The 25,760-nt window shown below is 72.7% G+C and carries 16 protein-coding genes; 7 read left to right on the forward strand and 9 right to left on the reverse strand.

The window, feature by feature from the left end; all coding sequences use genetic code 11:
- Nucleotides 1-80: 80 nt before the first annotated feature.
- Nucleotides 81-1,577 (forward strand): hypothetical protein, encoded by a 1,497-nt coding sequence (locus AB0H12_RS00600; RefSeq protein ID WP_499619748.1) that lies wholly within the window; start codon nt 81-83, stop codon nt 1,575-1,577.
- Between the two features lie 18 nt (nt 1,578-1,595).
- On the opposite strand, the gene AB0H12_RS00605 is transcribed toward AB0H12_RS00600, so the two are convergent.
- Nucleotides 1,596-2,957 carry a hypothetical protein gene (locus AB0H12_RS00605; protein ID WP_499619750.1) on the reverse strand — a complete coding sequence of 454 codons (1,362 nt, stop codon included), beginning with the start codon at nt 2,955-2,957 and terminating at the stop codon, nt 1,596-1,598.
- Entirely contained in the window at nt 2,957-3,808 is an 852-nt protein-coding gene (locus AB0H12_RS00610; RefSeq protein ID WP_230570947.1) for a WXG100 family type VII secretion target, read from the reverse strand. Before AB0H12_RS00610 ends, AB0H12_RS00605 begins: the two co-directional genes overlap by 1 nt.
- 164 nt (nt 3,809-3,972) lie before the next feature.
- On the opposite strand from AB0H12_RS00610, the gene AB0H12_RS00615 reads away from it, so the two are divergent.
- Nucleotides 3,973-4,842: a class I SAM-dependent methyltransferase gene (locus AB0H12_RS00615; protein WP_499619752.1), complete on the forward strand. Its 870-nt coding sequence runs from the start codon at nt 3,973-3,975 to the stop codon at nt 4,840-4,842.
- Here AB0H12_RS00615 and AB0H12_RS00620 read toward each other — a convergent pair.
- Nucleotides 4,808-5,245 (reverse strand): DUF4267 domain-containing protein, encoded by a 438-nt coding sequence (locus AB0H12_RS00620; RefSeq protein ID WP_499619754.1) that lies wholly within the window; start codon nt 5,243-5,245, stop codon nt 4,808-4,810. The genes AB0H12_RS00615 and AB0H12_RS00620 overlap by 35 nt on opposite strands.
- A 90-nt stretch (nt 5,246-5,335) precedes the next feature.
- On the opposite strand from AB0H12_RS00620, the gene AB0H12_RS00625 reads away from it, so the two are divergent.
- A complete protein-coding gene (locus AB0H12_RS00625) occupies nt 5,336-5,905 on the forward strand; it encodes a TetR/AcrR family transcriptional regulator (protein WP_499619756.1) in 570 nt (189 codons plus the stop codon).
- Here the strand turns inward: AB0H12_RS00625 and AB0H12_RS00630 are convergent.
- The gene (locus AB0H12_RS00630; RefSeq protein WP_499619758.1) at nt 5,902-6,309 is read right to left on the reverse strand and encodes a PPOX class F420-dependent oxidoreductase; all 408 of its coding nucleotides are present in this window, start codon (nt 6,307-6,309) and stop codon (nt 5,902-5,904) included. The genes AB0H12_RS00625 and AB0H12_RS00630 overlap by 4 nt on opposite strands.
- A gap of 131 nt (nt 6,310-6,440) precedes the next feature.
- Between AB0H12_RS00630 and AB0H12_RS00635 the strand changes: the two genes are divergently transcribed.
- From AB0H12_RS00635 to AB0H12_RS00645, 3 genes are all read left to right on the forward strand, one after another.
- Nucleotides 6,441-7,196, forward strand: a complete 756-nt coding sequence (locus tag AB0H12_RS00635; protein WP_499619760.1) for an SDR family oxidoreductase — start codon at nt 6,441-6,443, stop codon at nt 7,194-7,196.
- Nucleotides 7,193-8,146 (forward strand): RNA polymerase sigma-70 factor, encoded by a 954-nt coding sequence (locus AB0H12_RS00640; protein ID WP_499619761.1) that lies wholly within the window; start codon nt 7,193-7,195, stop codon nt 8,144-8,146. Before AB0H12_RS00635 ends, AB0H12_RS00640 begins: the two co-directional genes overlap by 4 nt.
- 90 nt (nt 8,147-8,236) lie before the next feature.
- Nucleotides 8,237-8,998, forward strand: a complete 762-nt coding sequence (locus AB0H12_RS00645) for a hypothetical protein (protein WP_499619763.1) — start codon at nt 8,237-8,239, stop codon at nt 8,996-8,998.
- A 24-nt stretch (nt 8,999-9,022) separates the two neighbouring features.
- Here the strand turns inward: AB0H12_RS00645 and AB0H12_RS00650 are convergent, their stop codons facing one another.
- The 3 genes from AB0H12_RS00650 to AB0H12_RS00660 are packed head-to-tail and all read right to left on the reverse strand — an operon-like array spanning nt 9,023 to nt 11,304.
- Nucleotides 9,023-10,198 (reverse strand): FAD-dependent oxidoreductase, encoded by a 1,176-nt coding sequence (locus AB0H12_RS00650; RefSeq protein WP_499619764.1) that lies wholly within the window; start codon nt 10,196-10,198, stop codon nt 9,023-9,025.
- Complete coding sequence (locus AB0H12_RS00655; RefSeq protein ID WP_499619766.1) at nt 10,195-10,776, reverse strand: PadR family transcriptional regulator; 582 nt, start codon at nt 10,774-10,776, stop codon at nt 10,195-10,197. The genes AB0H12_RS00650 and AB0H12_RS00655 overlap by 4 nt, the downstream gene beginning before the upstream one ends.
- Before the next feature lie 51 nt (nt 10,777-10,827).
- Nucleotides 10,828-11,304 carry a GNAT family N-acetyltransferase gene (locus tag AB0H12_RS00660; RefSeq protein WP_499619767.1) on the reverse strand — a complete coding sequence of 159 codons (477 nt, stop codon included), beginning with the start codon at nt 11,302-11,304 and terminating at the stop codon, nt 10,828-10,830.
- Between the two features lie 150 nt (nt 11,305-11,454).
- On the opposite strand from AB0H12_RS00660, the gene AB0H12_RS00665 reads away from it, so the two are divergent.
- On the forward strand, nt 11,455-12,027 hold the full coding sequence (locus tag AB0H12_RS00665) for a snapalysin family zinc-dependent metalloprotease (RefSeq protein ID WP_499619769.1): 573 nt from the start codon (nt 11,455-11,457) through the stop codon (nt 12,025-12,027).
- Between the two features lie 147 nt (nt 12,028-12,174).
- Here the strand turns inward: AB0H12_RS00665 and AB0H12_RS00670 are convergent, their stop codons facing one another.
- Together AB0H12_RS00670 and AB0H12_RS00675 are read right to left on the reverse strand one after the other, a co-directional pair.
- Entirely contained in the window at nt 12,175-12,369 is a 195-nt protein-coding gene (locus tag AB0H12_RS00670) for an MbtH family protein (protein WP_498773308.1), read from the reverse strand.
- Nucleotides 12,366-25,682, reverse strand: coding sequence for an amino acid adenylation domain-containing protein (locus AB0H12_RS00675; RefSeq protein WP_499619771.1), 13,317 nt, complete (start codon nt 25,680-25,682; stop codon nt 12,366-12,368). The genes AB0H12_RS00670 and AB0H12_RS00675 overlap by 4 nt, the downstream gene beginning before the upstream one ends.
- Between the last annotated feature and the right edge of the window lie 78 nt (nt 25,683-25,760).

The raw sequence follows: 25,760 nt of genomic DNA on the forward strand, positions 1-25,760 counted from the left end.
CCCGCCGACCCCTGGACACTTGGCCACACCTGCCTGTAACACATGGTTAACAAGTACCGGCAGGAGTCCGAGGAGGTCCGATGGCGGCACGGGACATGGATCGGCGCACGCTGCTGCGCCACGCCGGGGCGGCCGGTGCGGTCGGGGCGCTCTCGACGCTGTTCGGTGACGTGCCCGCGATGGGTCAGCCGTCCACGACTCCGTTCGACCTGCACTTCGAGGTGGCGCACAAGCACCGCCCGTTCGACCTCGTCGCGCCCCGGTTCGTGCAGTACGACAGCGCGATCGCACCACCGCCCACCACGGCGGACACGCTGGTCAGCACCGGTGTGCGACCCCGTGCGCCGTTCGGGTCGGTGCTGGTGGAGGTGCAGCGCGCCGAGGGTGTGGTGGTGGCGGGCCTGGCGGGCGGCGGCACGTCCGTGCTCGGCACGCTCGACGCGGCCACCGGCAAGGCGGCGATCGAGGTGACCACCGGCGGCGCCACGACCACGCTGAAGTCCGCCGACGTGCGCGTGACCGGCGCGTTCCGGTTCGCCGTCGTGGTCAACGAGAACGCGGTCACCGTCCTGGTCGACACCACCGGCACGGGCACGGGCTGGCAACCCGTGCTGACCGAGCGGGACGGCGTGCGCGCGTTGGTCGACCTACGGGTGCCCGCGGTGCTGGGCGGCCTCGACTACGTCTACGGCGGACGCGGCGACGTGCGGGTGGGCCGGGTGCGCGCGGGCTACTTCGGCCAGGCGGGCGTCCGCGACCCGCACGTGGTGCAGCACGCCGACGGCAGGCCGTTCATCCGCGACGGCAAGCTGTACCTGACCATGACCAACGCCGGGCTGGGCTTCTTCCAGCAGGCGCACTGGGCGGTGTGGACGATCGACCTGGCCGACCCGTCCCGCTTGGAGCAGGTCGCGATCCTGTTCTTCGAGCGCGACGGCGTGGTGCTGGGCGACCACGCCGGGCAGGTCGTGTACGACGACCGCACCGGCCGGTTCATCGTGCTGATGAGCTCGTGGGGCGACTTCGCGTTCCGGGGCGTGCACATCCGGCACGCCGCGACCACCGCGAACGTGCTGCGCGGCGTGCACGTCCTGCGCACCGAGCGGTTGCCCCTGCCGACCTCCGTCAGCTCGTGGGACCCGGCGCTGACCCGCGTGAACGACCGCTGGCACCTCGCGTTCGTGGAGAGCGAGGCGCAGCAGCCGGCGTTCGTCTTCCACCCGGCGCTCGCGGTCGCCGCACCCGGCGCGGACTACACGGCGACGCGGCTGGTCGGCGCGGACACCGCCGTGGACCAGACCGAGGGCACGATCATCCAGCGCGTCGGCCGCGAGTGGTACCTCTTCGCCAGCGACGGCGACGCGCGCAACTACCCGGTGTACGACCTGGCGATGCGCAAGCTGGGCACGCTCGACGCGCCGTACGGCACGAACATCCCGCACCCGATGCTGCTGCCGGTCGGCCGCGAGTGGTGGCTGATCACGTTCGACGGCACGCAGTACGCCGAGCCCGTGCTGGGGTACGGCGGTCACGGCGACCTGATCGTGATGCGCAGCCCCGCCCCCGGCCGAGGTTAGCCGGGGGCCGGGCGGGCACTACCCCTGCAACTGCTTCTCCTTGGCGAAGAACTCCTTGATCAGGTTGTCGCGCACCCGGGCCCCGTCGGCCGCGTACGGGCCGCCGGGGCCGGTGAGCTGCTCGATCTGGTCGAGCAGGACCAGGCTCTGGTCCCGCTGCGCGGGGTTCATGGTGAACTGCCGCCCGTCGAGGGTCACCGGGTTGCCCTGGACGTAGTCGCGCAGGCCGTTCCAGTCGGTCGGGGGTTGGCCCGGCGGGGGCTGGTAGGACAACCGCGGCGGGTTGCCGTTGGCGTCGTGGTGGGCGTTCTCGTTGACCAGCACGTTCTGGTATTCCAGCAACGTGTTGTGCGAGTTGTGGTGGTCGAAGCCGTGCTCGTTCTGCCTGGCGTGCCCGACCTCGTGCACCAGCGTCGCGTTGTCGTTGTGCTGGTCGTCGAGCATGAGCAGGTTGCTGTCGCCGTTGTAGGCGCCGCCGCCCTGCATGTCGAGGGCGTCCTTGGCCGGGGTGCCCGCGAAGTCCGGGTCGGCCATGAGGTCCGGTGGGAAGCCCATCATCTCGCCGAGGGTCATCCCCTGCTGCTCGGGGGTGAGGCCGTGGCGGTTCCCCGGCGGCAGGTCCATGACCGGCGTGTCGAGGGTGTACGGGCGGCCGTCCGGCCGGTTGCCCGTGGGCACGACGACCGCACCGACGTCGTTGGTGACGCCGAGCTGCTGCCGGATGTCGCCGATGCGGTCGCCGATCGGCCTGGGGTCCGGGTCGGGCATCCGCGTGGCGTTCGGCGGTGGCGCCATCGGGCCGTCACCGGACACCTCGGGAGGCGGCGGCACGGTGCTGTTGTCGCCGTTGGTGGTGTCGCCCTGGCCGTTGGTGCCGCCATCGGACCGGCCGCCCGAGGAGCCGGGCGGTCCCTGGTAGACGTCGTTGTCCTGCCCGATGCTGTTCAGGTCGTCGGTGATGTCGCTGTCGGTCGTGCGCATCGTCTCGGCCGAGTCGCGGACCTTCTGCGCGGCGTTGGCGGCGGCGTCCGCGGCGGCCTTGGTCGTGTCCGCGCCCTGGCTGATCGTCGTGTTCAGCGGTGACGCGATCATGCTGCCGAACGCGCCGTAGGCCTGCGCCGTCGCCTGGTGCGCGCCGAGGTTCTGGCTCGTCGTGGTGAGGCCGTCGCCCAGGTTGTCCAGGTTCTGCGCCTGCCAGTCCAGGTTGTCCAGGCTCATCGCGCTGCCGTTGTCGCTGATCTGGTAGAAGTCCGAGAACGGGTTGGGCGAGGGTGGCGGGCTGACCTCGTACCGGTCGCTGAACGGGTTGCTGGTCGTGCTGGTGGTGCTGTCCGGGCTGCCGGGCGGCGGGGTGGAACCGCCGCCTCCGTGGCGGGCCATCAGACGGCCGCCTTGGACTGGTCCGGCGCGCCGCTCTTGCCGTCGCCGTAGAAGTCGCCGTACCCGCCGCCCGCCTTGACCGTCTCGTGCACGATGCCGCCCGCGTCGCCGAACCGCGAGAAGCCCTGCGCGATCGAGCCCATCGAACCGCCGAGCTTGCCCAGCCGCGCCGCCTGCCTGCCCAGCGCGGCGATCAGCTTGGCGATCCGGGCGCCGATCTGCACCGCCAGCGCGGTGGCCGCCCCGACCGCGTACCCGATGAACCCGACGATGGACGCGCCCAGGGTGAACACCGCGGCCGCCGCCGCGATCAACGCGCCCTTGACGAGCTGGGCGAGCAGGCCGGCGATCAGGTCGCGCACGATGTCGCGCAGGATGATGATCAGCGTGCCGGTCACCGCCGTGACGCGCGCCGTGCCGTCCACGACCTCGGCCAACGAGTCCAGCTCGCCGCCGAGCCGGTCCATGCTCTGCTTGAACGCCTCGGCCGCCTTGCCCTCCCAGCCGGTGAACTGGGCCATCGCGGTCTTGTGCAGCTCGGCCTGGTCGCGGATCTGCTTGGCGTCGGCCTTCACCAGCTCGATGTGCGCCTGGATGGCGTCGCGGTCGCCCATCAGCATGTCCAGCGGCTCGCGCAGGAAGCTGACGTGCTCGATCAGCCACCCGATCCCGGCCGCCAGCAGCGTGCCGATCGGGTCGATCGCCAACGCCACCGTCGAGGCCACGACGTCGATCGCGCCGAACGTGATGTCCAGGACGCGTTCGGTCTCGCTCTGCGCGTCACCCTCGATCGTCTTGACGAAGCTCGCGTAGCTCTCGAAGATCCCGGCTCCGGTCCACTGGTCGGTCATCGCCGGCCCTCCCCGGCCGCGTCGCCGCCGTGCCCTCGCGTTCCCACGAAATCTCTCCCCCTGCTCGGATCCGTCCGAGTGACAGTGCAGCGCGGCGCGCCAACGGCAGACCAACGTCCGACCAACTCCCGGTTACCACCTGCGCGTTTGGCATGCTCGGGGCCGTGACGAACCACATCGACGAAGCTCTGCGGGCACTGGCGGACGGCGACATCGGCGGCGCGAGAGAGGTGCTGCGCGGTGGGGGCACACCGCTGGCGGCGGCGTTGGCGGAGCACTTGGCGGCGGAGCGGGACGGCTCGGTGTACGACCAGCCCGCGGCGTTCGAGGCGTTCATCGACGGCGGCGGCAACGTGGGCCTCTACGGGGCGGTGACCGAGGCGTTGGGGCGGGTGTACGCCGACGCGCGGCCGTCGAGCCTGCTGGACATCGGCTGCGGTGACGGGCGGGCGCTGCGGCCCGTGCGGGCCTCGGAGCACGCACCGGCCTCGGTGACGCTGGTCGAGCCCTCCGCGGCGTTGCTCGACGAGGCGGTGCGGGCGTTGGCCGGGTACGACGTGGACGCGCGGCACACCAGGGTGGAGCCGTTCGCGGCGGCGTTGCCGGCGGACGCGGTGTTCGACGTGGCCCAGTCGACGTTCGCCCTGCACACGTTGCCGCACGAGGTGCGCGACGGCGTGCTGGCCGACCTGGTCGGGCACGTCGGCGTGCTCGCCGTGGTCGAGTTCGACGTGCCGGACCTGCCGCACGGGAGCCCGGAGCACCTCAGGTTCCTGGTCGAGGCCTACGAACGCGGGCTGACCGAGTACGAGGACGACCGGGACCTGGTGGCGCAGGGGTTCCTGATGCCGGTGCTGACCGGCCAGTTGGTGCCGGGCGCGACCCGGGCCACCTGGGAGCAGCCCGCGGCGCGGTGGGCGGAGCAGGTCGAGCGGGCCGGGTTCACCGAGGTCCGGGTCACCCGGCTGCACGACTACTGGTGGTCCCCCGCGTTCCTGCTCACCGCTTCAGGGTCTCCAGGGTCTGCGGCTTGAGGGTTTCCGCCTTCGGGATCTCCCGCTTCCGGGTCTCCCACAGCAGCGACGCCGCCACGACGAGCACCAGCACGGCCGCCGAGCCGTGCACCGCCAGCGCGTAGGCCACCGTGCCGCCGTTGGTGAACACGGCGATGCAGTCGCCGATCGGGATGACCGCGTCGGCCAGCACCACCCAGCCGAGGGCGCGGCGGTGCCGGAGCAGCAGCAGGATCAGGGCGGTCAGCGCGTAGGCGATGTCGCGGACGCCCTTGACCACGAAGTACCCCGGTTCCTGCGGCCACGGGTCGATGCCGAACCCCGCCGCCGCGTTCTGCGGGTCGAGCAGGAAGCCGAGGCCGAAGTAGAAGCCGGCGACGACGACGAGCGCGGCGAGGACCGTGTTGATCCGGTGGTGGGACATGTCCCGACTCCCAAGTGCTAGCAGTGCTAGGTACAAGAGCGACACTAGCTTGAACTGCGCTCGAATGTCTAGCACTGCTAGCATCGGAGTGTGTCCATCCAGGAGCGCCGTGAGCGCGAACGCGCCGAACGCCGGCGGCTGATCGTCGACGCGGCCAGGGAGCTGGCCGAGGCCGAGGGGTGGGACGCGGTCACCACCCGTCGCCTGGCCGAGCGCGTCGAGTACAGCCAGCCGGTGCTCTACAGCCACTTCAAGGGCAAGGACGCGATCGTGCGCGCGGTGGCCGTGCAGGGTTTCGTCGACATGACCGAGCGCATGCGCGCGGCCCGCACGGCCCACCGTTCGCCCGCGCGGGCGCTGCGGGCCCTGGCGATCGCCTACCTGGACTTCGCCGCCGAGCGGCCCGCGTTGTACGACGCGATGTTCGTGCGGGAGGTCGACCTGTCGTTCGGCACCGCCGAGTCGCCGCCCGAGCTGCGGGCCGCGTTCGGCGAGTTCGTGGCCGCCGTGGAACCCCTGGCCGGTGACGACGACCTGGAGACCAGGATCGAGGTGTTCTGGAGCGCCCTGCACGGCCAGGCCACCCTCGACCACGGCCGCCGCCTGCGCCCCAGCCACCGCCGGGCCCGCCTCGACCTGCTGCTGAGCCGCTTCTCCTAGTGCACGGTCTTGTCCGCCTGGTACCACTCGGCACCGACGGGCTCGCCCGCGAGGTTCCAGCTCCAGGACACCGTCGGCGTGATGCGCAGGTAGGTGCCGGGACCGACCATGCCGACCCGGTCGAAGGGCTGGGCCGCGTCGCCGTACACGCGAATGCCGCGAGCGACGAACGGTTCGAGCGACACCAGGTCGTCGACCACCAGCGCCACCTTGTGGTTCCCGGCGGCGACGTTGCGGAACTTCCGGGTGTCGCGCACGGTCGCGCCACCGCCGACCCACAGGAACGTGCCGTCGAACTCGACGGCCACCGGCACGACGTCGGGCTGCCCGCCCGCGCCGAGGGTCGCCAGCCGGCCGAGCGGCTGCGACCGCAGGTACGCGATCTCCTCATCGGTGAAGGCCATGCCGAAAGCTACCGGCCACGACGGTGGCCGGCACCTTCGGCGGGCGGTGTTCCCGGCCGGATGTCACAGGGGCCGGGGCTGTCTCGTCTCGGGTTCGGACGACGGGGTTCGACGGAGGACGGGAGCAGGTCATGAGCGAGCACGGGGTCGCGCTGGTCACCGGGGCGAACAAGGGGATCGGCCGCGGGGTCGCGGAGCGCCTCGCGGCGCTGGGCTTCACGGTCCTGGTCGGCGCCCGGGACCCGCGGCGAGGCGAGGAGGCAGCCGAGGCGCTGCGTGTGGCGGGCGGCGACGCGCACGCGGTCACGCTGGACGTCACCGACGGGGCCACCATCCGGGAGGTCGCGAGGCAGGTCGAGGAGCGCTTCGGCCGCCTCGACGTGCTGGTCAACAACGCCGGCATCACCGGTTCCGGGCAGGTCTCGCCCGCGGACGCCCACGACCAGGTGCCCAGCACCGTCGACCTGGACATGGTCCGGGCGGTGTTCGAGACCAACGTCTTCGGGGTGATCGCGGTGACCAACGCCATGCTGCCGCTGCTGCGGCGCTCACCCGCGCCGCGCGTGGTGAACGTCAGCAGCCACGCCGCGTCGCTGACCCTGACGAGCGATCCCGGCGGCCCGTTCGCCACGCTGCTGCCGTCGGCGGCGTACTCGCCGTCCAAGTCCGCGTTGAACGCGCTGACCGTGCAGTACGCCAACGAGCTGCGCGCGGACGGCGTGCTCGTCAACGCCGTCGCACCCGGCTACGTCGACACGGACAGCAACAACCACACCGGGTTCCTCACCGTCGAGCAGGGCGCCTCGGTCGTGGTGCGGCTGGCCACGCTCGGCGCGGCCGGACCGACCGCCGGGTTCTTCGGCGAGGAAGGCCCGGTGTCCTGGTGACCCGTGACGAGGAGTTCGAAGAGCTGCGACCGCTGCTGTTCTCGATCGCCTACCGGATCCTCGGCAGCGTCGGCGAGGCCGAGGACGCGGTCCAGGAGACCTGGCTGCGCCACGACGCCTCCCCGACCCGGCCGACGTCGACCAAGGCGTTCCTCTCGGCGGTGGTCACCCGGATCTCGATCGACGTGCTGCGCTCGGCCCGCGTCCGGCGCGAGGAGTACGTCGGGCCGTGGTTCCCCGAACCGCTGCTCACCGACCCTTACCAGGACCCGGAGCGGTCGGCGGAGCTGGCGGACTCGCTGTCGATGGCGGCGCTGCTCCTGCTGGAGCGGCTGTCGCCGCTCGAACGCGCGGTCTTCGTGCTGCGGGAGGTGTTCGGGTTCGGCTTCCCCGAGGTCTCGGCGGCCGTGGGGCGGTCGGAGGCGGCGTGCCGCCAGCTCGCGGTGCGGGCGCGCCGGCACATGGACGCGGGCCGGCCCCGGTTCGAGGCCGACCGGCGTGAGCGGGAGGAACTCGCCGGGCGGTTCTTCGACGCCTTCCGGGAGGGTGACGTGGACGGGGTGCGCGAGCTGCTCGCCGCCGACGTGCAGATGATCGGCGACGCCGGCGGGAAGGCCCCGCAGTGGGCCGCGCGGTTCGTCGGCGCGGAGAAGGTCGCCAGGGTGCTCGCCGCGCTCGTGCCGCCGTTCGTCCGGATCGGCGGCGTGGTCGAGCCGCGGCAGGTGAACGGCGAGCCGGGCGCGGTGTTCCGCGACCGGGACGGCAAGGTGGTCAACACCTGGGCGCTCGACGTCCTCGACGGGCGGGTCCAGACCATCCGCACGGTGATCAACCCCGACAAGCTCGGCCACGTCGGCCCGGTGGCGGACGCGTGGGCGGTGCTCCGGGAGACGACGGGGGCGGCCGGTGTCCGGTGCTCGCCGGACACCGGCGGAACCGCTGACCCCTAACGTGACGATCAGCTGTCGCACCGGCGCACGGGCACTTGCCGCCAAGACGACAGGCTCCCCGATCGACAACCACCCCGGAGGACGCGCGCCGTGACCACCCCACCGACACCCGGTCGTCGGCGAAGGCCGGGCAAGGGCTTCGTGGCGGTCCTCGCCACCGGTCTCCTGCTCGCCGCGTGCGGAGGTGGCGGCGGCAACGGGGGCACGCCTCCGGCCCCTCCGACCGCGCCCGGCGTCCGGTCGATGGACGAGGTGAAGGCGGGCACCATCGAGGGCTGGTACGCCTGCGAGATGTTCGCCGACCACGTGCGCGAGTTCGCCGAGTTCCTCGACTACCGGACGTTCGCCGACGACCTGCTCGGCACGAACGGCAAGAACACGGCCGGGGTCAAGCTCTGCGAGGGGCGTGCCCTCTTCTACGAGGACCCCGAGCACACGAGCAACAACGCCGAGGGGAGGATCTCCATCGGGTTCGGCAACGCCAACGTGGAGAGGCACCTCTACCACGAAGAGAAGGACAAGACGCCGACCGGGCGCTACGACCTGAAGTTGCAGCTCATGCGCGACGTCTACGCGAAATCGGGCGGCAACGCGGCCGAGCGCGCCGTGGACGGCCCGTGGGACGAGGCGACCGTCCTGCTGGAGGACACCGGCACCGGCACGACTCTCAGCGCCTTCGTCGTGGACACCAAGCGCGACTTCATGCTCGGGCTGACCTTCAGCGACCTGGACGTGGAGTACCACGGGGACAAGCTGACGTGGGACTGGGACAAGGCCGCGAAGCACTTCCGCGAGGTCACGGTGGTGAACGCCTACCAGGCGATGGCCGAGCGCTACGACAAAACGCGCTGAGGGCGGAAGGTCCCGCCTCACGCACTAGGCGTGGCTGAGGGTCTCGTCCCACTCGATCCGGTGGTCGAACTGCCAGGTGAACTTCGCCGGGTCGGCGAACTTGAACGCCAGGGGCAGCAGCGCGTCGCGCAGCAGGCGGCCGACGGGACCGGCGGCCTTGTCGCGGTTCGTCCGCGCGGCCTGGGCGATGATCCGCTCCACCCGGCCGCGGCGCAGTTCCTCGTAGGCCCGGAACGCCTCGTCGTGCGGCAGGTCGCGCAGGCAGCGGGCCAGCTGCACGGCGCTCTCGAACGCCAGCGACGCGCCCTGCCCCGAGCTCGGCGACGTGGCGTGCGCGGCGTCGCCGACCAGGACCAGCCTGCCGCGGCTCCACTTCGGCACGCTCGGCACGTCCTCCAACGCGCCCGTCACGACCAGGTCGGCCGGGTCGGTGGCGGCGATCATGCGCGCGGCGGGCGTCCGGTCGGCGGCGAAGGCCTCGCCCAGCACGGCCAGCCACCGTTGCGGGCTCGTGGCCCTGGCCTCGGCGGTGGTCAGCGGTGCCCGACGGGGCAGGTTGGCGAACCAGCCGCCGGAGCCGTCGTCGTCGACCTGGTAGCCGAAGAACGCGCGCTTGCCCGACACGAGCCGCATCGCGCCGCCGGACGACGGCTCGCCGGTCCGCGCCAACCGCGCGCCGAAGCCGAGCAGCCCGGTGTGCCGGGGGCCCGGTGCGTCCGGGTCGATGACCCGCCGCACGGTCGACCGGATGCCGTCCGCGCCGACCAGCAGGTCGCAGTCCTCCTCGGAGCCGTCGGCGAAGCGCGCGGTGACGTGCGTGCCGCGGTCGACGGCGTCGACGAGCTCCCGGCCGTGCTCGATGGTGATCCCGCGCCGGACCGCCTCGTCGCGCAGCACGCGGTAGAGGTCGTAGCGCCACACCAGCAACTGCGGCGGCTCGCTGCCGAACCGGCCGAGCGCCTTGCCCGTCCAGCTCTGCAACTCCATCGCGGTGATCGGCGTGCCGATCGCGCGCACCGCGTCGGCCAGGCCGACCACCTCCAGGGCCTGCAAGCCGTTGGGCGCGATGCTCAGCGCCCCGCCCGAGCCGTGGGCCGTGCGGTCGTACCGCTCGTGGACGGTCGCCTCGATCCCGGCCTTCCGCAGGGCCATCGCGGCCACGGGGCCGCCGATGCCGCCGCCGATGACGGTCGCTCTCATCGTTCCCCCTCGTGGAAGCCCGCCCACAGCGGGCGCCAGTCGTCGATGCGCTCCAGGAAGTGCCGGACGAACGCCACCTCGGCGTTCAGCAGCGCGATGCGGTACTCCTCCTCGACCAGGAAGAGCGGGTGCGCGTCGGCGCCGGCCACGATCGCCTCGGCCTCGTCCAGCTGCCGGCGCAGCCCGTCCAGGCGGTCGCGCAGCAGCGCGGCGACCTCGTCCGGGTGCAGGGCCGCGATCATGGACAGGGCCGCGACGAACCGCGGGTGCTCGTGCACCGGTTCGGCGACGAGCTCGCGCATCCAGTCCTTCAGCTCGGCACGACCGGCGTCGGTCAACGCGTAGACCGTGCGCTCCGGCCGCTGCCCCTCGCGGGACGTCTCGTGCTCCACGATGAAGCCGGCCTTCGCGAGCTGCCCGAACACCATGTAGAGCGAGCCGTGGGTGAACTTGATGCTGCGATCGTCACCGTGCGCCCGCATGAGCCTGCTGAGCTCGTAGGGGTGCATGGGCTCGCGGACGAGATAGCCGAGCACCGCCAACCCCAGCAGGTTGCCGACCTTCCGCTTGGACTTCACCGCCACCTCCTAGTCAACTCTGACTATCCATGAGTAACTAGTCAGAGTCAACTACCGGTGGTGCCGCATGCACACCAGACCGGGCCGGTCGTCCCACGAGTCCTCACGGGTGAAGCCGAGCCGTTCGTAGAGCGCGATGGCGTCCTCCCGCCACTGCCACACCGACAGCCGCACCGAGCCCGCCCCCGCGTCGGCGGCGTGCCGGAGCGCCGCGCCGACCAGCGCCTTCGCCGCTCCCCTACCGCGGCACGCCGGGTCTACCCACAGCCGCTTCAGCTCCACCGAGCCCTCGGCAGCCGCGGAGACCACCACGCAGCCCACCGCGTTCCCGGCGATCTCGGCCACCAGGACGGCGTCGGCGGCGAACGCGGTTCGCGGGTCGAGCGCCTCGGCCCGGTAGCGCGGTGGCAGCTCGTCGACCGCGGACACCGCCGCGCCCTTCTCGGCCTCGGTGCGCAGGTGGTAGGCGAGCAGCAGGGGCGCGAGGGCCTGGTCGCGCCACCGGGAGACGGCGATCTCGTCGGTCATGACCGCAGCATCACACGCCGGCGGACCCGATCGCGTCCCCACAACCCTACGTATGGGGCTGGTGACGAGCGGCTACGGACTGGTTCGTTGGTGGTGGGAGCCTCCCCTGTCACACGGCTCCCTCTTTCCCTGTACCCCAAGGAGACCACCATGCTCGTACGAAAGGCCGTCGGCGTCCTCGCCGGCGTGCTGGGCCTGCTGCTGCCGCTCGTCGCGGTGGCCGCACCCAGCGCGTCGGCCGAGCCGCAGGCCCTGGTGCGCACCCTGTACTACGACGTGAGCCAGGCCCAGGAGTTCGTGGCGGACTGGGATCGTGCCGCGACGAACTGGAACAACTCGGTGTCCAACGTCAAGCTGGCCCGCCGGACGTCCACCTCCGGCGTCAACATCCGCATCCTCGCGGACAACGGCTGGCCGCGCGCCTACGTGACGTCGCTCGGCAACGGCACCGTCTACATGGGACGCCAGGCCGTCCAGCAGGGCTACTACCGGCCGCGGATCTCGACGCACGAGATCGGCCACATCCTCGGCCTGCCGGACCGGCGGACCGGCCTGTGCGCCGACCTGATGTCCGGCTCCAGCGCGCCGGTGTCGTGCCGCAACGACCTGCCGAACGCCGCCGAGCGCGCCGAGGTCGAGCGCCGGTTCGCCGGCTCGTTCGCCCCGGCCGACGTGCGCGCGGCGGGCTTCACGGGCAGCAGCACGGAGTGCTTCGTCTACTGACCCGCGCGAGTCCTGCGTTCGCGTCACGAGAGTCCTACGTTCAGAGCACCCGAGTTGAACGCTCAGAACGAGATCAACTGTTCTGGGTGTTCAACTCGGGGTACGCGAACGTAGGACTCTCGTGTTCTGGACGTGGGGCTCTCGCGGTCAGCGGAGGGACAGGGGGCGCAGGTCGGTCCAGTGCTCCTCGACGTAGGCGACGCAGGCGTCGCGCGTGTCGGGGCCGAAGCGCGTGGTCCAGCCGGCGGGGACGTCGGCGAACGACGGCCACAGCGAGTGCTGCCCCTCGTCGTTGACGAGGACGTGGAAACGGCCTTCGGGGTCTTCGAACGGGTTGGTCACGGCTCGATCCTCCGGTCGGGGTCGGTCGTCGCGCGGTGCAGGTGGTGCAGTACCGCGTCGGCCAGGTGTTGGGCGGTGGTCGGGGTGAACAGGTCGGTCGCGTAGACGAGGTAGCACGGCACCGGGCCGTCGTCCTGCGGTTCGTAGAAGCTGATGGTCAGTTCGGCGGGTGTCGTGCCGGTCGGGACGGCTTCGAGCGAGCCCGTGCCGCCCTCCAGGGTCGACAGGACCGCCTTCTCGTGGTGGACGATCATCACCTGCGGCTCGACGGGCACCGGCACGTCCGCGTGGTCGAACGCGGCCAGGTCCGTGGCGCGGACGCGGGCCAGCAGCTCGGTGTAGCTCGGCCGGCCGGCGGTGTCGGTCCGCAGCACGATCCGGTTGAAGAAGCAGCCGACGAGGTCGGCCAGCGCCTCCTCGGTCCGCCCGGCGACCATCGTGCCGATCGGGAGGTCCGTGCCGTACGGCGTGAGCGCGGCGGCCACGGCGGCCTGCACCACCATGAACATGCTGGTGCCGGTCCGGGTGGCCAGTCGGTCGACGGCCGCGTGCAGCGACGCGGGCAGCGAGAACGGGATCACGGCGGCGGGGTGGCGGCCGGGCCGCCGGTCCCCGGAGCGGGGCAGGGCCAGGTCGGGCAGGTCGCGCAGCGCGTCGCGCCAGAACGCGTGCTGCTCCTCCCCCACCGCCTCCACGACTTCCGTCGACCACAGCGTGTAGTCGGCGTAGGTCACGGGCAGTTCGGTCCACTGTGGAGCCTCGCCGCTCCGGCGTGCCGCGTAGGCGTGCTGGAGGTCCCGGAACAGCGGCACGACCGACCACTCGTCCACGGCGAGGTAGCTCATGGTCAGCAGCAACGCCTGCGCGCCGGACGCGTCCACGACCAGCCGGGCCCGCACGGGCGGTCGGCCGGGCTCCGCGGGCTCGGCGGCGAGGGCGCGCAGCGCCTCGTCCAGCGCCACCACGGGCTCCACCGACAGCGGGGACACCCGAACGGCGCGCTGCACGTCACCGTCCAGCACCGTGCGCAGCGGCTCGTGCCGCTCGACCACGTCCGCGTACGCGGCGACGAGGGCAGGCACGTCGAACGGCGTCGTGGCCTTCAACGCCAGCGCGTGGTCCCAGGACACCGGACCCCGCTGCACCGGCGCCGCCGGCAGGTCCACCGGCCGGTCGAAGCGGCGCAACGGCGGCCGGGCCGACGTGGCGCCGGTCAGCCGCCCGGCCAGCCCGGCGACGGTGGGCGAGTCGAACACGTCGCGCAGCGCGACGTCGACCCCGAACACCGACCGGATCTTGCCGACCAGCCGCATGGACGCCATCGAGTGGCCGCCGAGGGTGAAGAAGTTGTCGTGGATGCCCGGCGACACACCCAGGATCTCGGCGAACAGCTCCGCGATCGCCTTCTGCTCCGGCGTCACCGGCCGGTCGTCGCCCGTCAGCGCGGACCAGTCGGGTTGCGGCAGCGCGCGGCGGTCGAGCTTGCCGTTCGGCGTCAACGGCAGCGGGCCGTCCAGGAAGATCACCGCGGCCGGGACCATGTACTCGGGCAGCCGTTCGGCGACGAGCGCGCGCAGGTCGTCGTCCGTCGAGCCCACCACGTACCCGACGAGCCTGGTCACGTCACCCGTGCGGTCGGCGACGACGGCCGCCTGCGCCACGGCCGGGTGCCTGGTCAGGGCGGCTTCGATCTCACCGAGCTCGATCCGGTAGCCCCTGATCTTGACCTGGGTGTCGACGCGGCCGAGGAAGTCCAGGTTGCCGTCCGCACGCCAGCGCGCGCGGTCGCCCGTGCGGTACATGCGGGCTCCAGGCGGACCGAACGGCGAGGCGACGAACCGGGACGCGGTCAGCGCGGCCTGCCCGATGTACCCGCGGGCCAGGCCGCGACCGGACACGTACAGCTCGCCGACCACGCCGGGCGGCACCGGCCGCAGCCGGTCGTCCAGCACGTACACGGTGGTGTTGGGGTCGGGGACGCCGATCGGCACGGCCGAGTCCCACTCCGGCACGGCCTTCCACAGCGTGGAGTTGACCGTGGCCTCGGTGAGGCCGTACGCGGCGAGCAGGTCGAGCCGCCCGGCCCAGCGGCCGATCACGTCCGGCGGCACGGTCTCGGTGCCGACCAGGATCGTGGAGCCCTCGGGCAGCTCGCAGTCGGCGGGCAGCGCGGACACCAGCGACGGCGGCAGGATCATGTGCGTGATCCGCCGGTCGCGCAGGAAGTCGGTCAGCTCCGGGCCTGCCACGCGGACCTCGTCCGGCGCGAACACCAGCCGCCCGCCCACGCACAGCGCCATGGTCAGCTCGAACACCGCCACGTCGAAGCCGACCGAGGCGAACTGCAGCACCCGGCTCTCGGCGGTGAGCCCCATCCGGTCGATGGCGGTCGCGGCGAGGCTGGAGATCCCCTCGTGCGGCACCACCACGCCCTTGGGCCGACCGGTCGACCCGGACGTGTAGATCACGTACATCGCCGAGTCGAGCGCGGACGGTCCACTGTGGACCAGAGGTCCGTCGGGCGCGACGGCCAGCTCGTCCGCCACCGCGTCCAGGACCAGGGTCTCGGCCACGTCCGGCACCGGGGCGTCGTGGGTGGTCACGACCAACGTCGCGGCGGAATCCTCGATCATGTAGGCGATCCGGTCGGCCGGGTGCGAGAGGTCGAGCGGCAGGTAGGCCGCGCCGAGCTTCAGCACCGCCAGCACGGTGGCGACCATGTCCGCCGACTTGGGCACCGCGATGCCGACCACGGACTCGCGGCCGACCCCGCGTGCCGCGAGCAGGCGGGCGACCCGGTTGGACCGGGCGTCCAGCCAGGCGTAGTCGACCGAGCGGTGGCGGTCGACCACGGCGACCGCGTCCGGCTTCTCGGCGACGCACCGGGCGAACATCGTCGTGAACGTCTCCTCCGGCACCGCCCGCTCGGTCCGGTTGAACTCGTCCACCACGCGGCGGCGCTCGTCGGGCGCGAGCAGGTCCACCGCGCTCACCGGCGCGGACGGCGCGGCCAGCACGGCGTCGACCAGCGTGGTCAGCCGCGCGCCGAGCCGTTCGACGGTCACCCGGTCGAACAGGTCGGTCGCGTACTCCAGCCGGCACACCACCGGACCGTCGACCACCTCGGTGAAGCTGAACACCAGGTCGAACTTCGCGGTCGTGGTCTCGTGGCCGACCCACGTCACCGGCAGGCCGTCGAACGACCCCGCGTCGCCGCCGCGGCTGTGGTAGCCGACCATGACCTGGAACAGCGGGTTGCGCGCCGCCGAACGGGTCGGGTTCAGCCGGTCGACCACGGCCTCGAACGGCACGTCCTGGTGCGAGAACGCCGCCAGCGACGTCTCCTTCACCCGCCCGACGAGCTCGGCGAAGCTCGGGTCGCCGGACAGGTCGGCCCGCAGCACGAGCGTGTTGACGAAGAAGCCGACCAGGTCGTCCAAGGCCTCGTCGGTGCGACCCGCGATCGGCGCGCCCAACGGGATGTCGTCGCCCGCGCCCAGCCGGCCCAGCAGGGCGGCGACGGCGGCCTGCACCACCATGAACATCGACGCCCCGGACGCCTGCGCCAAGGCGCGCAGCCCGTCGGCCTGGTCGGGGGTGAACGCCACTTCCAGGTCCGAGCCGCGGAACGTCGGGCGTCCCGGACGCGGTCGGTCCACCGGGAGCTCCAACTCCTCCGGCGCGCCGGCCAGCGCCCGCGACCAGAAGTCCAACTGCTGCTCGCCGACGACGTCCAGCACGTCCCGCTGCCACACGGTGTAGTCCGCGTACTGCACGGGCAGCGGCGCCCACTCGGGAGCCTCACCGGCCCGCCGCGCCCGGTACGCCGCCGCCAGGTCGCGCAGGAACGGCCGGTCGGACCACTCGTCGGTGGTGATGTGGTGCAGCAGGATGACGATCAGGTGCTCTTCGCGCGCCAACGACGCGATCGTCACCCGCAACGGCAACTCCGTGCGCAGGTCGAACGGCCGCTCGACCTCGTCGCGCACGATGGCGGGCACGTCCTCGCGGGACGCCTCCCGGACCGCCACGACCGGGCTGACGTCGTGCAGCACCCGTTGGAACGGCGTGCCCTCGTGCTCGCCGAACACCGTCCGCAACGCCTCGTGCCGGTCGACCACGTCGCCGACGGCGGCGGTGAACGCGGCCACGTCCAGCGGGCCGTGCAGCGTGAACACCAGCGGGAAGTTGTAGGCGGCGGACGTGCCCTCCATCTGCTGGATCAGCCACAACCGCTGCTGCGCCGACGACAGCGGCAGCTCGGCGGGCCGCTCGACCGGCGCCAGCGGCGGCCGAACCGACCCGCCACCGGCCCGCAGGGCCAGTTCCGCGACCGTGGGCGCGTCGAACAGGTCGCGGATCGCCAGCTCCACGCCCAGCGCCGACCGGGCCCGGCTGACCAACCTGGTGGCGAGCAGCGAGTGGCCGCCGAGGTCGAAGAAGTTGTCGTCCACGCCCACCGAGGGCACGCCGAGCACGTCGGCGAACAACCCGCACAGCACTTCCTCTTCACGGGTGGCGGCGGCGCGCGACGACGCCGCGCCGGAGACCACCGGTTTCGGCAAGGCGCGCACGTCGAGCTTGCCGTTCACGGTGAGCGGCAACGCGTCCACCGGCATGATCGCGACGGGCACCATGTAATCGGGCAGGCTGCGCTTGAGGTTCTCCCGCAGCGCCGCGGGATCGGTGTCGGAGACCACGTACCCCACGAGGCGCTTCACCCCGCCCGGACCCGCGTCCACGACGACCGCCGCGTGCGTCACGCCCGGCTGGGTGGCCAGGGCCGACTCGACCTCGCCGAGCTCGACCCGGTAACCGCGGATCTTGACCTGGTCGTCGGTGCGGCCGAGGAAGTCCAGGTTGCCGTCGGCCCGCGCGCGCACCAGGTCCCCCGTGCGGTACATGCGGGTTCCGGGCGGCCCGTACGGGTCGGCGACGAACCGCTCGGCGGTCAGGCCGAACCGGTCGTGGTAGCCGCGGGCCAGGCCGACGCCCGCGATGTAGAGCTCACCGGGCGAGCCGGGCGGCACCGGCCGCAGGCGCGCGTCCAGCACGTACGCCCGCGTGTTCCAGATCGCCTTGCCGACGGTCGCCGTCTCGCTGTCCTCGGTGGACGCGCCGAGCGTGTTGATCGTGTACTCGGTGGGCCCGTACAGGTTGTAGCCGTACGTGCCGGGCGTCTCGCGCAGCCGCTGCCACACCGATTCCGGCACGGCCTCGCCGCCGAGCAGCACCAGCGCGGGCACGTGGCCCTCCAGCAGGCCCTCTTCGATGAGCAGCTGGGCGTAGGTCGGGGTCACGTTGACCACGTCGACGAGGTGCTCGTCGCAGTACGCCACCAGGGCCGCCGCGTCCCGGCGCAGCTCCTCGTCGCACACGTGCACCTCGTGGCCCTCGACCAGCCACAACAGCTCTTCCCACGACATGTCGAACGCGAACGACACGGTGTGCGCGATGCGCAGCCGCCGACCGCCGGCCGCCGCGATGGCGGGCGCGAAGATCGCCTGCTGGTGGTTGAGCTGCATGTTCGTCAGGCCGCGGTACGGCGTGACGACGCCCTTCGGCCGGCCGGTCGAGCCGGACGTGTAGATCACGTACGCCGGGTGGTCCAGCGAGAACGTCGGCCACTCGACGTGGTCCGGCGCGTCGGGCAGGTCGTGCGCGCCCGGGTCGTCCAGGCACAGCGCGTCCGGCACCAGCCCGACCGCCGTGGTCGACAGCACGCACAGCGGCTTGGTGTCCTCGATCATCATCAGCAGCCGGTCGGCCGGGTGGTCGAGGTCGAGCGGCAGGTAGGCGGCCCCGGCGCGGAGCACCGCGAACAACGCCACCACCATCTCGATCGTGCGCGGCAACGCCAGCGCGACCACCCGTTCCGGCCCCGCGCCCCGGCTGATCAGCAGCCGGGCCAGGGCGTCGATCCGGTCCTGTAGCTCGGCGTAGGTGAGCCGCTGGTCGCCGAACACGAGCGCGGTCGCGTCCGGTGTCCTGCGGGCCTGTGCGACGAGCAGGTCGGCGACGGTCTCGGAGACCATCGGGTTGGCGCCGGCGTCCCACTCGGCCTCCAGCGCGCGCCGTTCGCGTTCCGGCAGCACGTCGAGCGTGCCGAGCAGCGCGTCCGGCGACTCGACCAGCCGGCGCAGCACGGTGGTGTACCGGGTGAGCAGCGCCTCGGCGGCGTCGGCGGTGAAGACGTCCGGGCGGGACGCGAGCGTGACGCGGGTGCGCGCGCCGGGCGTGATGATGAGCGTCAGCGGGAAGTGCGTTCCGTCCACATTGGACACTTCGAGCACGCTGTGCCGGGCCGCGAACTCGCCCTGGCGGTCGTCGCCGTCGCCGGTGCGCAGCACGAACAGCGTGTCGAACAGCTGCCGGTGCCCGGCCTCCCGCTGGATCTCGCCGAGGCCGACGTGCTCGTAGGCCATGAGCGCGGTCCGCTCGGCCTGGACGCGCCGCAGCAGGTCCAGCACGGTTTCGCGCGGGTCGACCGCGATGCGGGTGGGGATGGTGTTGAGGAACATGCCGATGACGTGCTCGACGCCGTCGACCTCGACCGGGCGGCCCGCGACGGCGGTGCCGAACACCACGTCGTCCCGGCCGACCTGGCTCGCCAGCACCATCGCCCACGCGGCGTTGAACACGGCGTTCGCGGTCAGGCCGTGCCGCCGGGCCTGCTCCCGGATGCGGTCGGTCAGCTCCTCGGTCAGCTCCTGGTGGAACTCGGCCGGGATGACCGGCTCGCGTGAGCGGTCGACGGGCGCGACCAGGGTCGGCTCGCGCAGGCCGGACAACGCGGTGCGCCACGCCCGCAGCGCCGCGTCGTGGTCCTGCCGGGCCAGCCACGCGAGGTAGTCGCGGTAGGAGCCGGGCGGCGGGAGTTCGGCGTCGACGTCGCGGTACAGCTCCAGCAGCTGCTCCAGGAACAGCCACGCCGACCAGCCGTCCCACAGGATCAGGTGGTGGGTGATGACGAGCCGGTCGCGGCCGTCGGGCAGGCGCAGCACCAGGAACCGGCACAGCGGCGGCGCGGCCAGGTCGAACCGCTCGCGCCGGTCGGCGGCCAGCAGCCGCGGCACGTCGGCGTCCTCGGCGTCGACCACGCGCAGCGGGATCTCCAGGCCGGGCGCGATGAACTGCACGGGTGACGGCACGCCGTCGCTGGTGAACCCGGCGCGCAGGCTCGGGTTGCGCTCCAGGAGCGCGGCGCCCGCGCGGCGCAGGCGTTCGACGTCCAGCCGGCCGGCGAAGTCCATCGTCTCCTGGGAGAGGTAGACGTCGAGCGCGCCGGTGTCGTAGCTGGAGTGGAAGTACAGGCCTTCCTGCAACGGCGAGAGCGGCCAGACGTCCTCCGCCTCGGGCAGGGCGGCGCGCTGCTCGTCCGTCAGCACGAGCAGCGGCGCGTCGTCGGACGTGTCCGTCGTGGTCTCGACGGCGGCCAGCGCGGCGACCGTGCGGTGTTCGAACACGTCGCGCGGGCTGATCCCGATGCCCAGCCCGCGGGCCCGGCTGGACACGGCGATGGACGTGATGCTGTCGCCGCCGAGCACGAAGAAGTCGTCGTCCACGCCGAGATCGGCCAGGCCGAGCACGTCGGCGAACACCTCGCGCAGCAGGCGTTCCCGGTCGTTGCCCGGCGCACGGCGTCCGGTCTTCGCCAGGGTCGGCGAGGGCAGCGCGTTCTGGTCGAGCTTGCCGCTGGGGGTGAGCGGGAAGTCGGACAGCGCCACGATCGCGTGCGGGACCATCGCGGCGGGCAGGGCGGCGGCGATGCCGGTCCGCACCGCGTCGAGGTCGACGTCGGCCGGTGTCACGTACCCGAGGAGCTGGTTGTCCCGGGCGATGACGGCGGCCCGCCGGATGCCGGGCAGCGTGACCAGCGCGGACTCGACCTCGCCCAGCTCGATCCGGTTGCCGCGCACCTTGACCTGCCGGTCGGTGCGGCCTAGGTAGACCAGCACGCCGTCCGGGCGGCGCACCACCAGGTCGCCGGTGCGGTACATGCGTTCGCCGGGCGCGCCGAACGGGTTGGCGACGAACCGCTCGGCGGTGAGCGCGAACCGGCCGTGGTAGCCGAGGGCGAGCTGGACGCCCGCCAGGTACAGCTCACCCTGCACACCGGTCGGGACGGGCCGCAGGAACGGGTCGAGCACGTGCAGCTGCGTGTTCCAGACCGGACGCCCGATCGGCACGGCCGGGTCCGGTGCGGCGTCGTACTCGAAGTGCGTGACGTCGACGGCGGCTTCGGTGGGGCCGTAGAGGTTGTGCAGCGGCACGGCGGTGAGCGCGAGCCACCGGGCGGCCACGTCGCCGGTCAACGCCTCGCCGCTGCTGAACACGCGGCGCAGGCTCGCCGACCACGCCGGGTCCTCGTGCACCTCGGGGACGCCGAGGAACGCGGCCAGCATCGACGGCACGAAGTGCAGCGTGGTGATCCGCTCGCGGCGGATCAGGTCTGCGAGGTAGGCGGGGTCGCGGTGGCCGTCCGGCTTGGCGAGCACGACGGCCGCGCCCTCGCACAGGGCCCAGAAGAACTCCCACACCGAGACGTCGAAGCTGGAGGGTGTCTTCTGCAGCACGCGGTCGTCGGCGGTGAGGCCGTACTCGTGCTGCATCCAGGCCAGCCGGTTCACGATCGCGCGGTGCGTGACGACGACGCCCTTGGGCCGCCCGGTCGAGCCGGACGTGTAGATCAGGTAGGCGGGCTGGTCCGGGTGCGGCGCGGGGAGGTCGACCGGCGGGGCTTCGGTGTCGACGCAGTCCTCGGGCCGGACGACGGTGGTCGCGCCGGAGTCGGCCAGCATGAACTCGACGCGCTCGGCCGGGTAGTCGAGGTCGAGGGGCAGGTACGCGGCGCCGGCCTTGAGCACGCCCAGCAGCGCCACCAGCAGCTCGGCGGACCTCGGCACCGCGACGCCGACGACGCGGTGGCCGCGGAGCCTGCGGGCCAGCGCGGTGGAGCGCCGGTCGAGTTCGGCGTAGGTGAGGGTGACGTCGTCGTAGACGACCGCGACGGCGTCCGGGGTGCGGGCGGTCCGGTCGGCGATCCGGCTGACGAGCGTGCCCTCCGGCACGTCGGCGGCGGTCGCGTTGAGCCGCGCCAGCCACTCGGCTTCGGCGTCGGAGACGAGGCCGAGGCTCGCCACCGGCCGGTCGGGGGTGGTGGCGAACGCGGACAGCAGCCGGACCAGCCGTTGGGCGAGGGAGGCCACCTCGGCGTCGGGGAGGCGGTGCTTGAGGCGCAGTTCGATGCGCTCGCCGGGGAGGGCGATCAGGGCGAGCGGGTAGTGCACCTGGTCGCGGATCTCGACGTCGTCGACGACGTCGGGGAAGTTCTCGACCACGACGAGCGTGTCGAACAGCTCGCCGTGCCCGGTGACGCGCTGGATCTCGGCGAGGCCGAGGTGCTGGTGGTCCAGCAGCCGCGCCTGCTCGCTCTGCAGGTGCTGGAAGGCGGTCGCCAGGCTGTCCGTCCCCCGCCAGCGCTGGCGGACGGGGACGGTGTTGATGAACAGGCCGACCGCGTTCTCGATGCCCGGCACCTCGGCCGGCCGCCCGGCCACGGTGGTGCCGTAGACGACGTCGGCCCGTCCGGTGAGGCCGCCGAGCAGCAGGCCCCACGCGCCGTGCAGGACGGTGCTGAGCGTGAGGCCGCGCCGCCGCGCCTCGCCCAGGAGCGCCGCGCTCAGCTCGGCGGGCAGCCGCACGCGGTGCTGCCCGTGGCGCGGCGAGACCTCGAACTCGCCCACCGGCGCCGCTTCGCGGGCGTCCCCTCCCAGGGGACCCCTGCTTTCATTCTGCCGGCCAGGTCCGGCAGTTCCGGGCCGCGCGGGTGAGGCTGTGGACAGACCGGCGATCCTGGTCGGTTCGTCCACATCGGACAGGGCCGCGCGCCAGGCCTCGTGCGCCGCGTCGCGGTCACGGCTCGCCAGCCACGCGAAGTAGCGCCGGTGGTCGACCGGTTCCACCCGGCCACCGACGAGCTCACGCCGCAGCAGCCCGACCGACCACCCGTCCAGCAGGATGTGGTGCAGCGTCAGCACCAGCCGGTCACCGTGCCGGGCCGCGCGCATCAACGGCGGCCGGGACAGGTCGAAGGGCGCCGCCCGTTCAGCCGCCAGGACGGCCTCGACGTCGTCGCCCGCCGGGTACTCGCGCCACGGCAGGACCAGGGTCTCCGCGATCACCTGCTCCACGCGCCCGCGATCGGTCTGGCGGAAACCCGCCCGCAGCAACGGGTGCCGGTCCAGCAGCCCTTGCACGGCGTCCCGGTCGACGTCCAGGCCCAGCACTTCCTGCACCACGTACGAGTCGTCCTCGTCGTACTGCGCGTGGAAGAAGAAGCCCTCCTGCAACGGCGACGCAGGCAGCACGTCCGAAGAGAACCCGTCCAGCGAGACCTCGTCGGCGCCGGCCACCCGCGCGACCCGCGCCAACCCGGCCACGGTCCGGTGCTCGAACACCTCGCGCGGGGTGAACTCCATGCCCGCGGCACGCGCCCGCGACACCAGCTGCATCGTGACGATGCTGTCGCCGCCCAGCTCGAAGAAGTTGTCGTGGATGCCGGGCGTCAGCCCCAGCACCGCCTCGACCAGGTCCACCAACGTCCGCTCGACCGGGTTCGTGGCCGGGGCGTCGCCGGCCGACGCGGTCCAGTCCGGCTCCGGCAGCGCCGCGCGGTCCAGCTTGCCGTTCGGCGTCAACGGCAGCGGCCCGGCCACCGGCACCACCACGGACGGCACCATGTACTCCGGCAGCGCCGAAGCGACGTGCTCGCGCGCGTCCACCGGCGAAGCCGTGCCGACCACGTACGCGACGAGCCGCTTCACCCGCCGGTGGTCCTCCCGCACCAGCACGGCGGCCTGCGCGATCCCCGGGTGCGCCATGAGCACGCTCTCGACCTCGCCCGGCTCGATCCGGAACCCCCGGATCTTCACCTGGCCGTCGGACCGGCCCAGGAAGTCGAGGTTGCCGTCGGCGCGCCACCGCGCCCGGTCGCCCGTCCGGTACATGCGGGAACCAGGTCCCGCGAAGGGATCGGCCACGAACCGGGACGCGGTCAGCGCCGCCTGTCCCCGGTACCCCCGCGCGAGCCCGCGCCCACCGACGTACAGCTCGCCCTCGACGCCCACCGGCACCGGCCGCAACGCCGAGTCGAGGACGTAGCAGCGGGTGTTCGGGTCCGGCACGCCGATCGGCACCGGCCCGGTCCAGTCGGGTCGGGCGGCCCACAGCGTGGAGTTCACCGTGGCCTCGGTCAGGCCGTACGCGGCGACGACGCGCAACCGCCGCGCCCACCGGGCGATCAGCTCGGTCGGCACGGTCTCCGTGCCGACGATCAGCACCGCGCCCTCGGGCAGCTCGCACTCGGGCGGCAGCGCGGCGACCAGCGACGGCGGCAGGATCATGTGCGTGGCCCCGTGCGCGGCGATGTAGGAGGTCAGCTCCTCGCCCGCGACCCGCCGGTGCGACGGCACGACGACCGCGCGCCCGCCGACGCCGAGCGACATGCACAGGTCCCACACGGCCACGTCGAACCCGACGGACGCGAACTGCACGACCCGGCTGTCCGGCGTGATCCCGATCCGGTCCAGCGCGGTCGCGATGAGGCTCCCGATGCCCTCGTGCGTCACCACGACGCCCTTGGGCCGCCCGGTCGAGCCGGACGTGTAGATCACGTACGCCGCCTGGTCCAGCGCGATGTCCAGCCCCAGGTCGGAGCCGTCGTCGGGCAGCTCGAACCGGGTGTCCGGCGTGATGACGATCTTCGCGCCCGCGTCGGCCACCATGTAGTCGACCCGGTCGCGCGGGTGGTCGAGGTCCAGCGGCAGGTAGGCCGCACCCGCCTTCATCACCGCGAGCAGCGTGACGACCAGGTCGGCCGACCGGGGCAGGGCCACGCCCACGACGTCCTCGGCCCCCACGTCCGAGGCGACGAGCGCGCGGGCGAGCCGGTTGGCGGCGACGTTCAGCTCGGCGTAGGTCAGCGTCACGTCCTCGCACACCACCGCCACGGCGTCCGGGCGCAGCGCGGCCCGCCGTTCGAACGCGCCGGGCCACGTCACCTCGTCCACCTCGCGCGGCGACGTGCCGAAGTCGAGCAGCCGTGCGCGTTCCTCGTCGTCCACCAGGTCGATCGACGCCACCGGCTGGTCGGGGTCGGCGTCGAGCACGCGCAGGAAGCGGCGCTGGTGGTCGGCCAGCTCCTCCGGCGTGCACACGGCGGCGTTCGCCTCGAACGTCACGACCAGCCGGCCGTTCGCGCGTTGCAGGAACGACGTGGTGAGGTCGTTGACCGGGCCGAGCGACAGCATGTGGAACGCGGCGTCGAGGTCGGCGAAACCCATCTCGCGGCCGAAGCCCAGGTAGTTGACCGTCGGCCCGACCAGCTCGGGGATGCCGTCGCGCAGGCCGAGTTCGCGGGCCAGGTCCTCGCCGCGGTAGGCGCTGTGCGGGATGACCTCGCGGATCTCGCGGTCGACGTCGGCGATCAGGCCGGTGATGGTGCTGTCCGGCCGCACGGTGACGCGCAGCGGCAGCACGGTGGACGCCATGCCGGGCGTGACCCGGCTGACCGCGTCGCGCCGACCGGTCACCGGCATGGCCAGCACCAGGTCGGACGCGCCGGTCACGCGGTGGGTGTAGGCGGCGACGGCGGCGATGACCTGCCGTGACGTCAAGGGGTTCGGCAGCTCGACGGTGCGGCGGATGACCTCGCGCACCTGCCCGGCGGCCCGCGGCACGAGCCGCACCGGCTCGGGGTGGTCGGCCATCTTGGCGTGCCAGAACGCGCGGTCGTCTTCCCGCGCCGGCGAGTCGCGGTAGGCGAGGTCGGCGTCGACGAGCGCCCGCACCGGCTTGGGCTGGGACTCGGCGGAACCCTCGTACAGCTCCCCGGCGCGGCGGGTGATCAGCACGCAGCCGTAGGCGTCGACCACGAGGTGGTGGTAGCGCTGGTACCAGAGCACGTGGTCGTCGGCGATGCGCAGCAACGCGTGGTGGAACACCGGGCCGTCGGCGATGTCGGTCAGCCGGGCCATGTCGTCGTCCATCCACGCCCGCGCGTCGGCGAGCGAGTCGAACGACAGCAGCGTGACGTCGGTGGTCGGCGGGACGGGAACCTGGCCGTCCTCGGTGAACCGGACGTGCAGCGCGCCGGTCTCGCCGATCACCTGCCGGACGGCCGCCTCCAGCCGGTCGTGGTCGACCGGTCCGCGCAGCTCCAGGTACCACGCCACGTTGTAGACGGGGTTGTCGGGCTCCAGCTGCTGTGCCAACCAGACACCGGTCTGAGCACCGGTCAAGGGCAGCGCCATCGTCAACCTTCCCGTTCCTTCCCGACTTCCCCGCACACACCGCGGGTGGAGGTGCCGTCGGCACCCCCACCCGCGGTG

It is taken from the genome of Actinosynnema sp. NPDC023794, from assembly GCF_040639675.1.
GTDB lineage: Bacteria > Actinomycetota > Actinomycetes > Mycobacteriales > Pseudonocardiaceae > Actinosynnema > Actinosynnema luteola.

Bases quoted from the DNA above. Each gene is read 5' to 3' on its own strand.
- AB0H12_RS00600 (WP_499619748.1), top strand. From the start codon at position 81: ATGGCGGCACGGGACATGGATCGGCGCACGCTGCTGCGCCACGCCGGG.
- AB0H12_RS00605 (WP_499619750.1), bottom strand. From the start codon at position 2,957: ATGGCCCGCCACGGAGGCGGCGGTTCCACCCCGCCGCCCGGCAGCCCG.
- AB0H12_RS00610 (WP_230570947.1), bottom strand. From the start codon at position 3,808: ATGACCGACCAGTGGACCGGAGCCGGGATCTTCGAGAGCTACGCGAGC.
- AB0H12_RS00620 (WP_499619754.1), bottom strand. From the start codon at position 5,245: ATGTCCCACCACCGGATCAACACGGTCCTCGCCGCGCTCGTCGTCGTC.
- AB0H12_RS00630 (WP_499619758.1), bottom strand. From the start codon at position 6,309: ATGGCCTTCACCGATGAGGAGATCGCGTACCTGCGGTCGCAGCCGCTC.
- AB0H12_RS00635 (WP_499619760.1), top strand. From the start codon at position 6,441: ATGAGCGAGCACGGGGTCGCGCTGGTCACCGGGGCGAACAAGGGGATC.
- AB0H12_RS00650 (WP_499619764.1), bottom strand. From the start codon at position 10,198: ATGAGAGCGACCGTCATCGGCGGCGGCATCGGCGGCCCCGTGGCCGCG.
- AB0H12_RS00660 (WP_499619767.1), bottom strand. From the start codon at position 11,304: ATGACCGACGAGATCGCCGTCTCCCGGTGGCGCGACCAGGCCCTCGCG.
- AB0H12_RS00665 (WP_499619769.1), top strand. From the start codon at position 11,455: ATGCTCGTACGAAAGGCCGTCGGCGTCCTCGCCGGCGTGCTGGGCCTG.
- AB0H12_RS00675 (WP_499619771.1), bottom strand. From the start codon at position 25,682: ATGGCGCTGCCCTTGACCGGTGCTCAGACCGGTGTCTGGTTGGCACAG.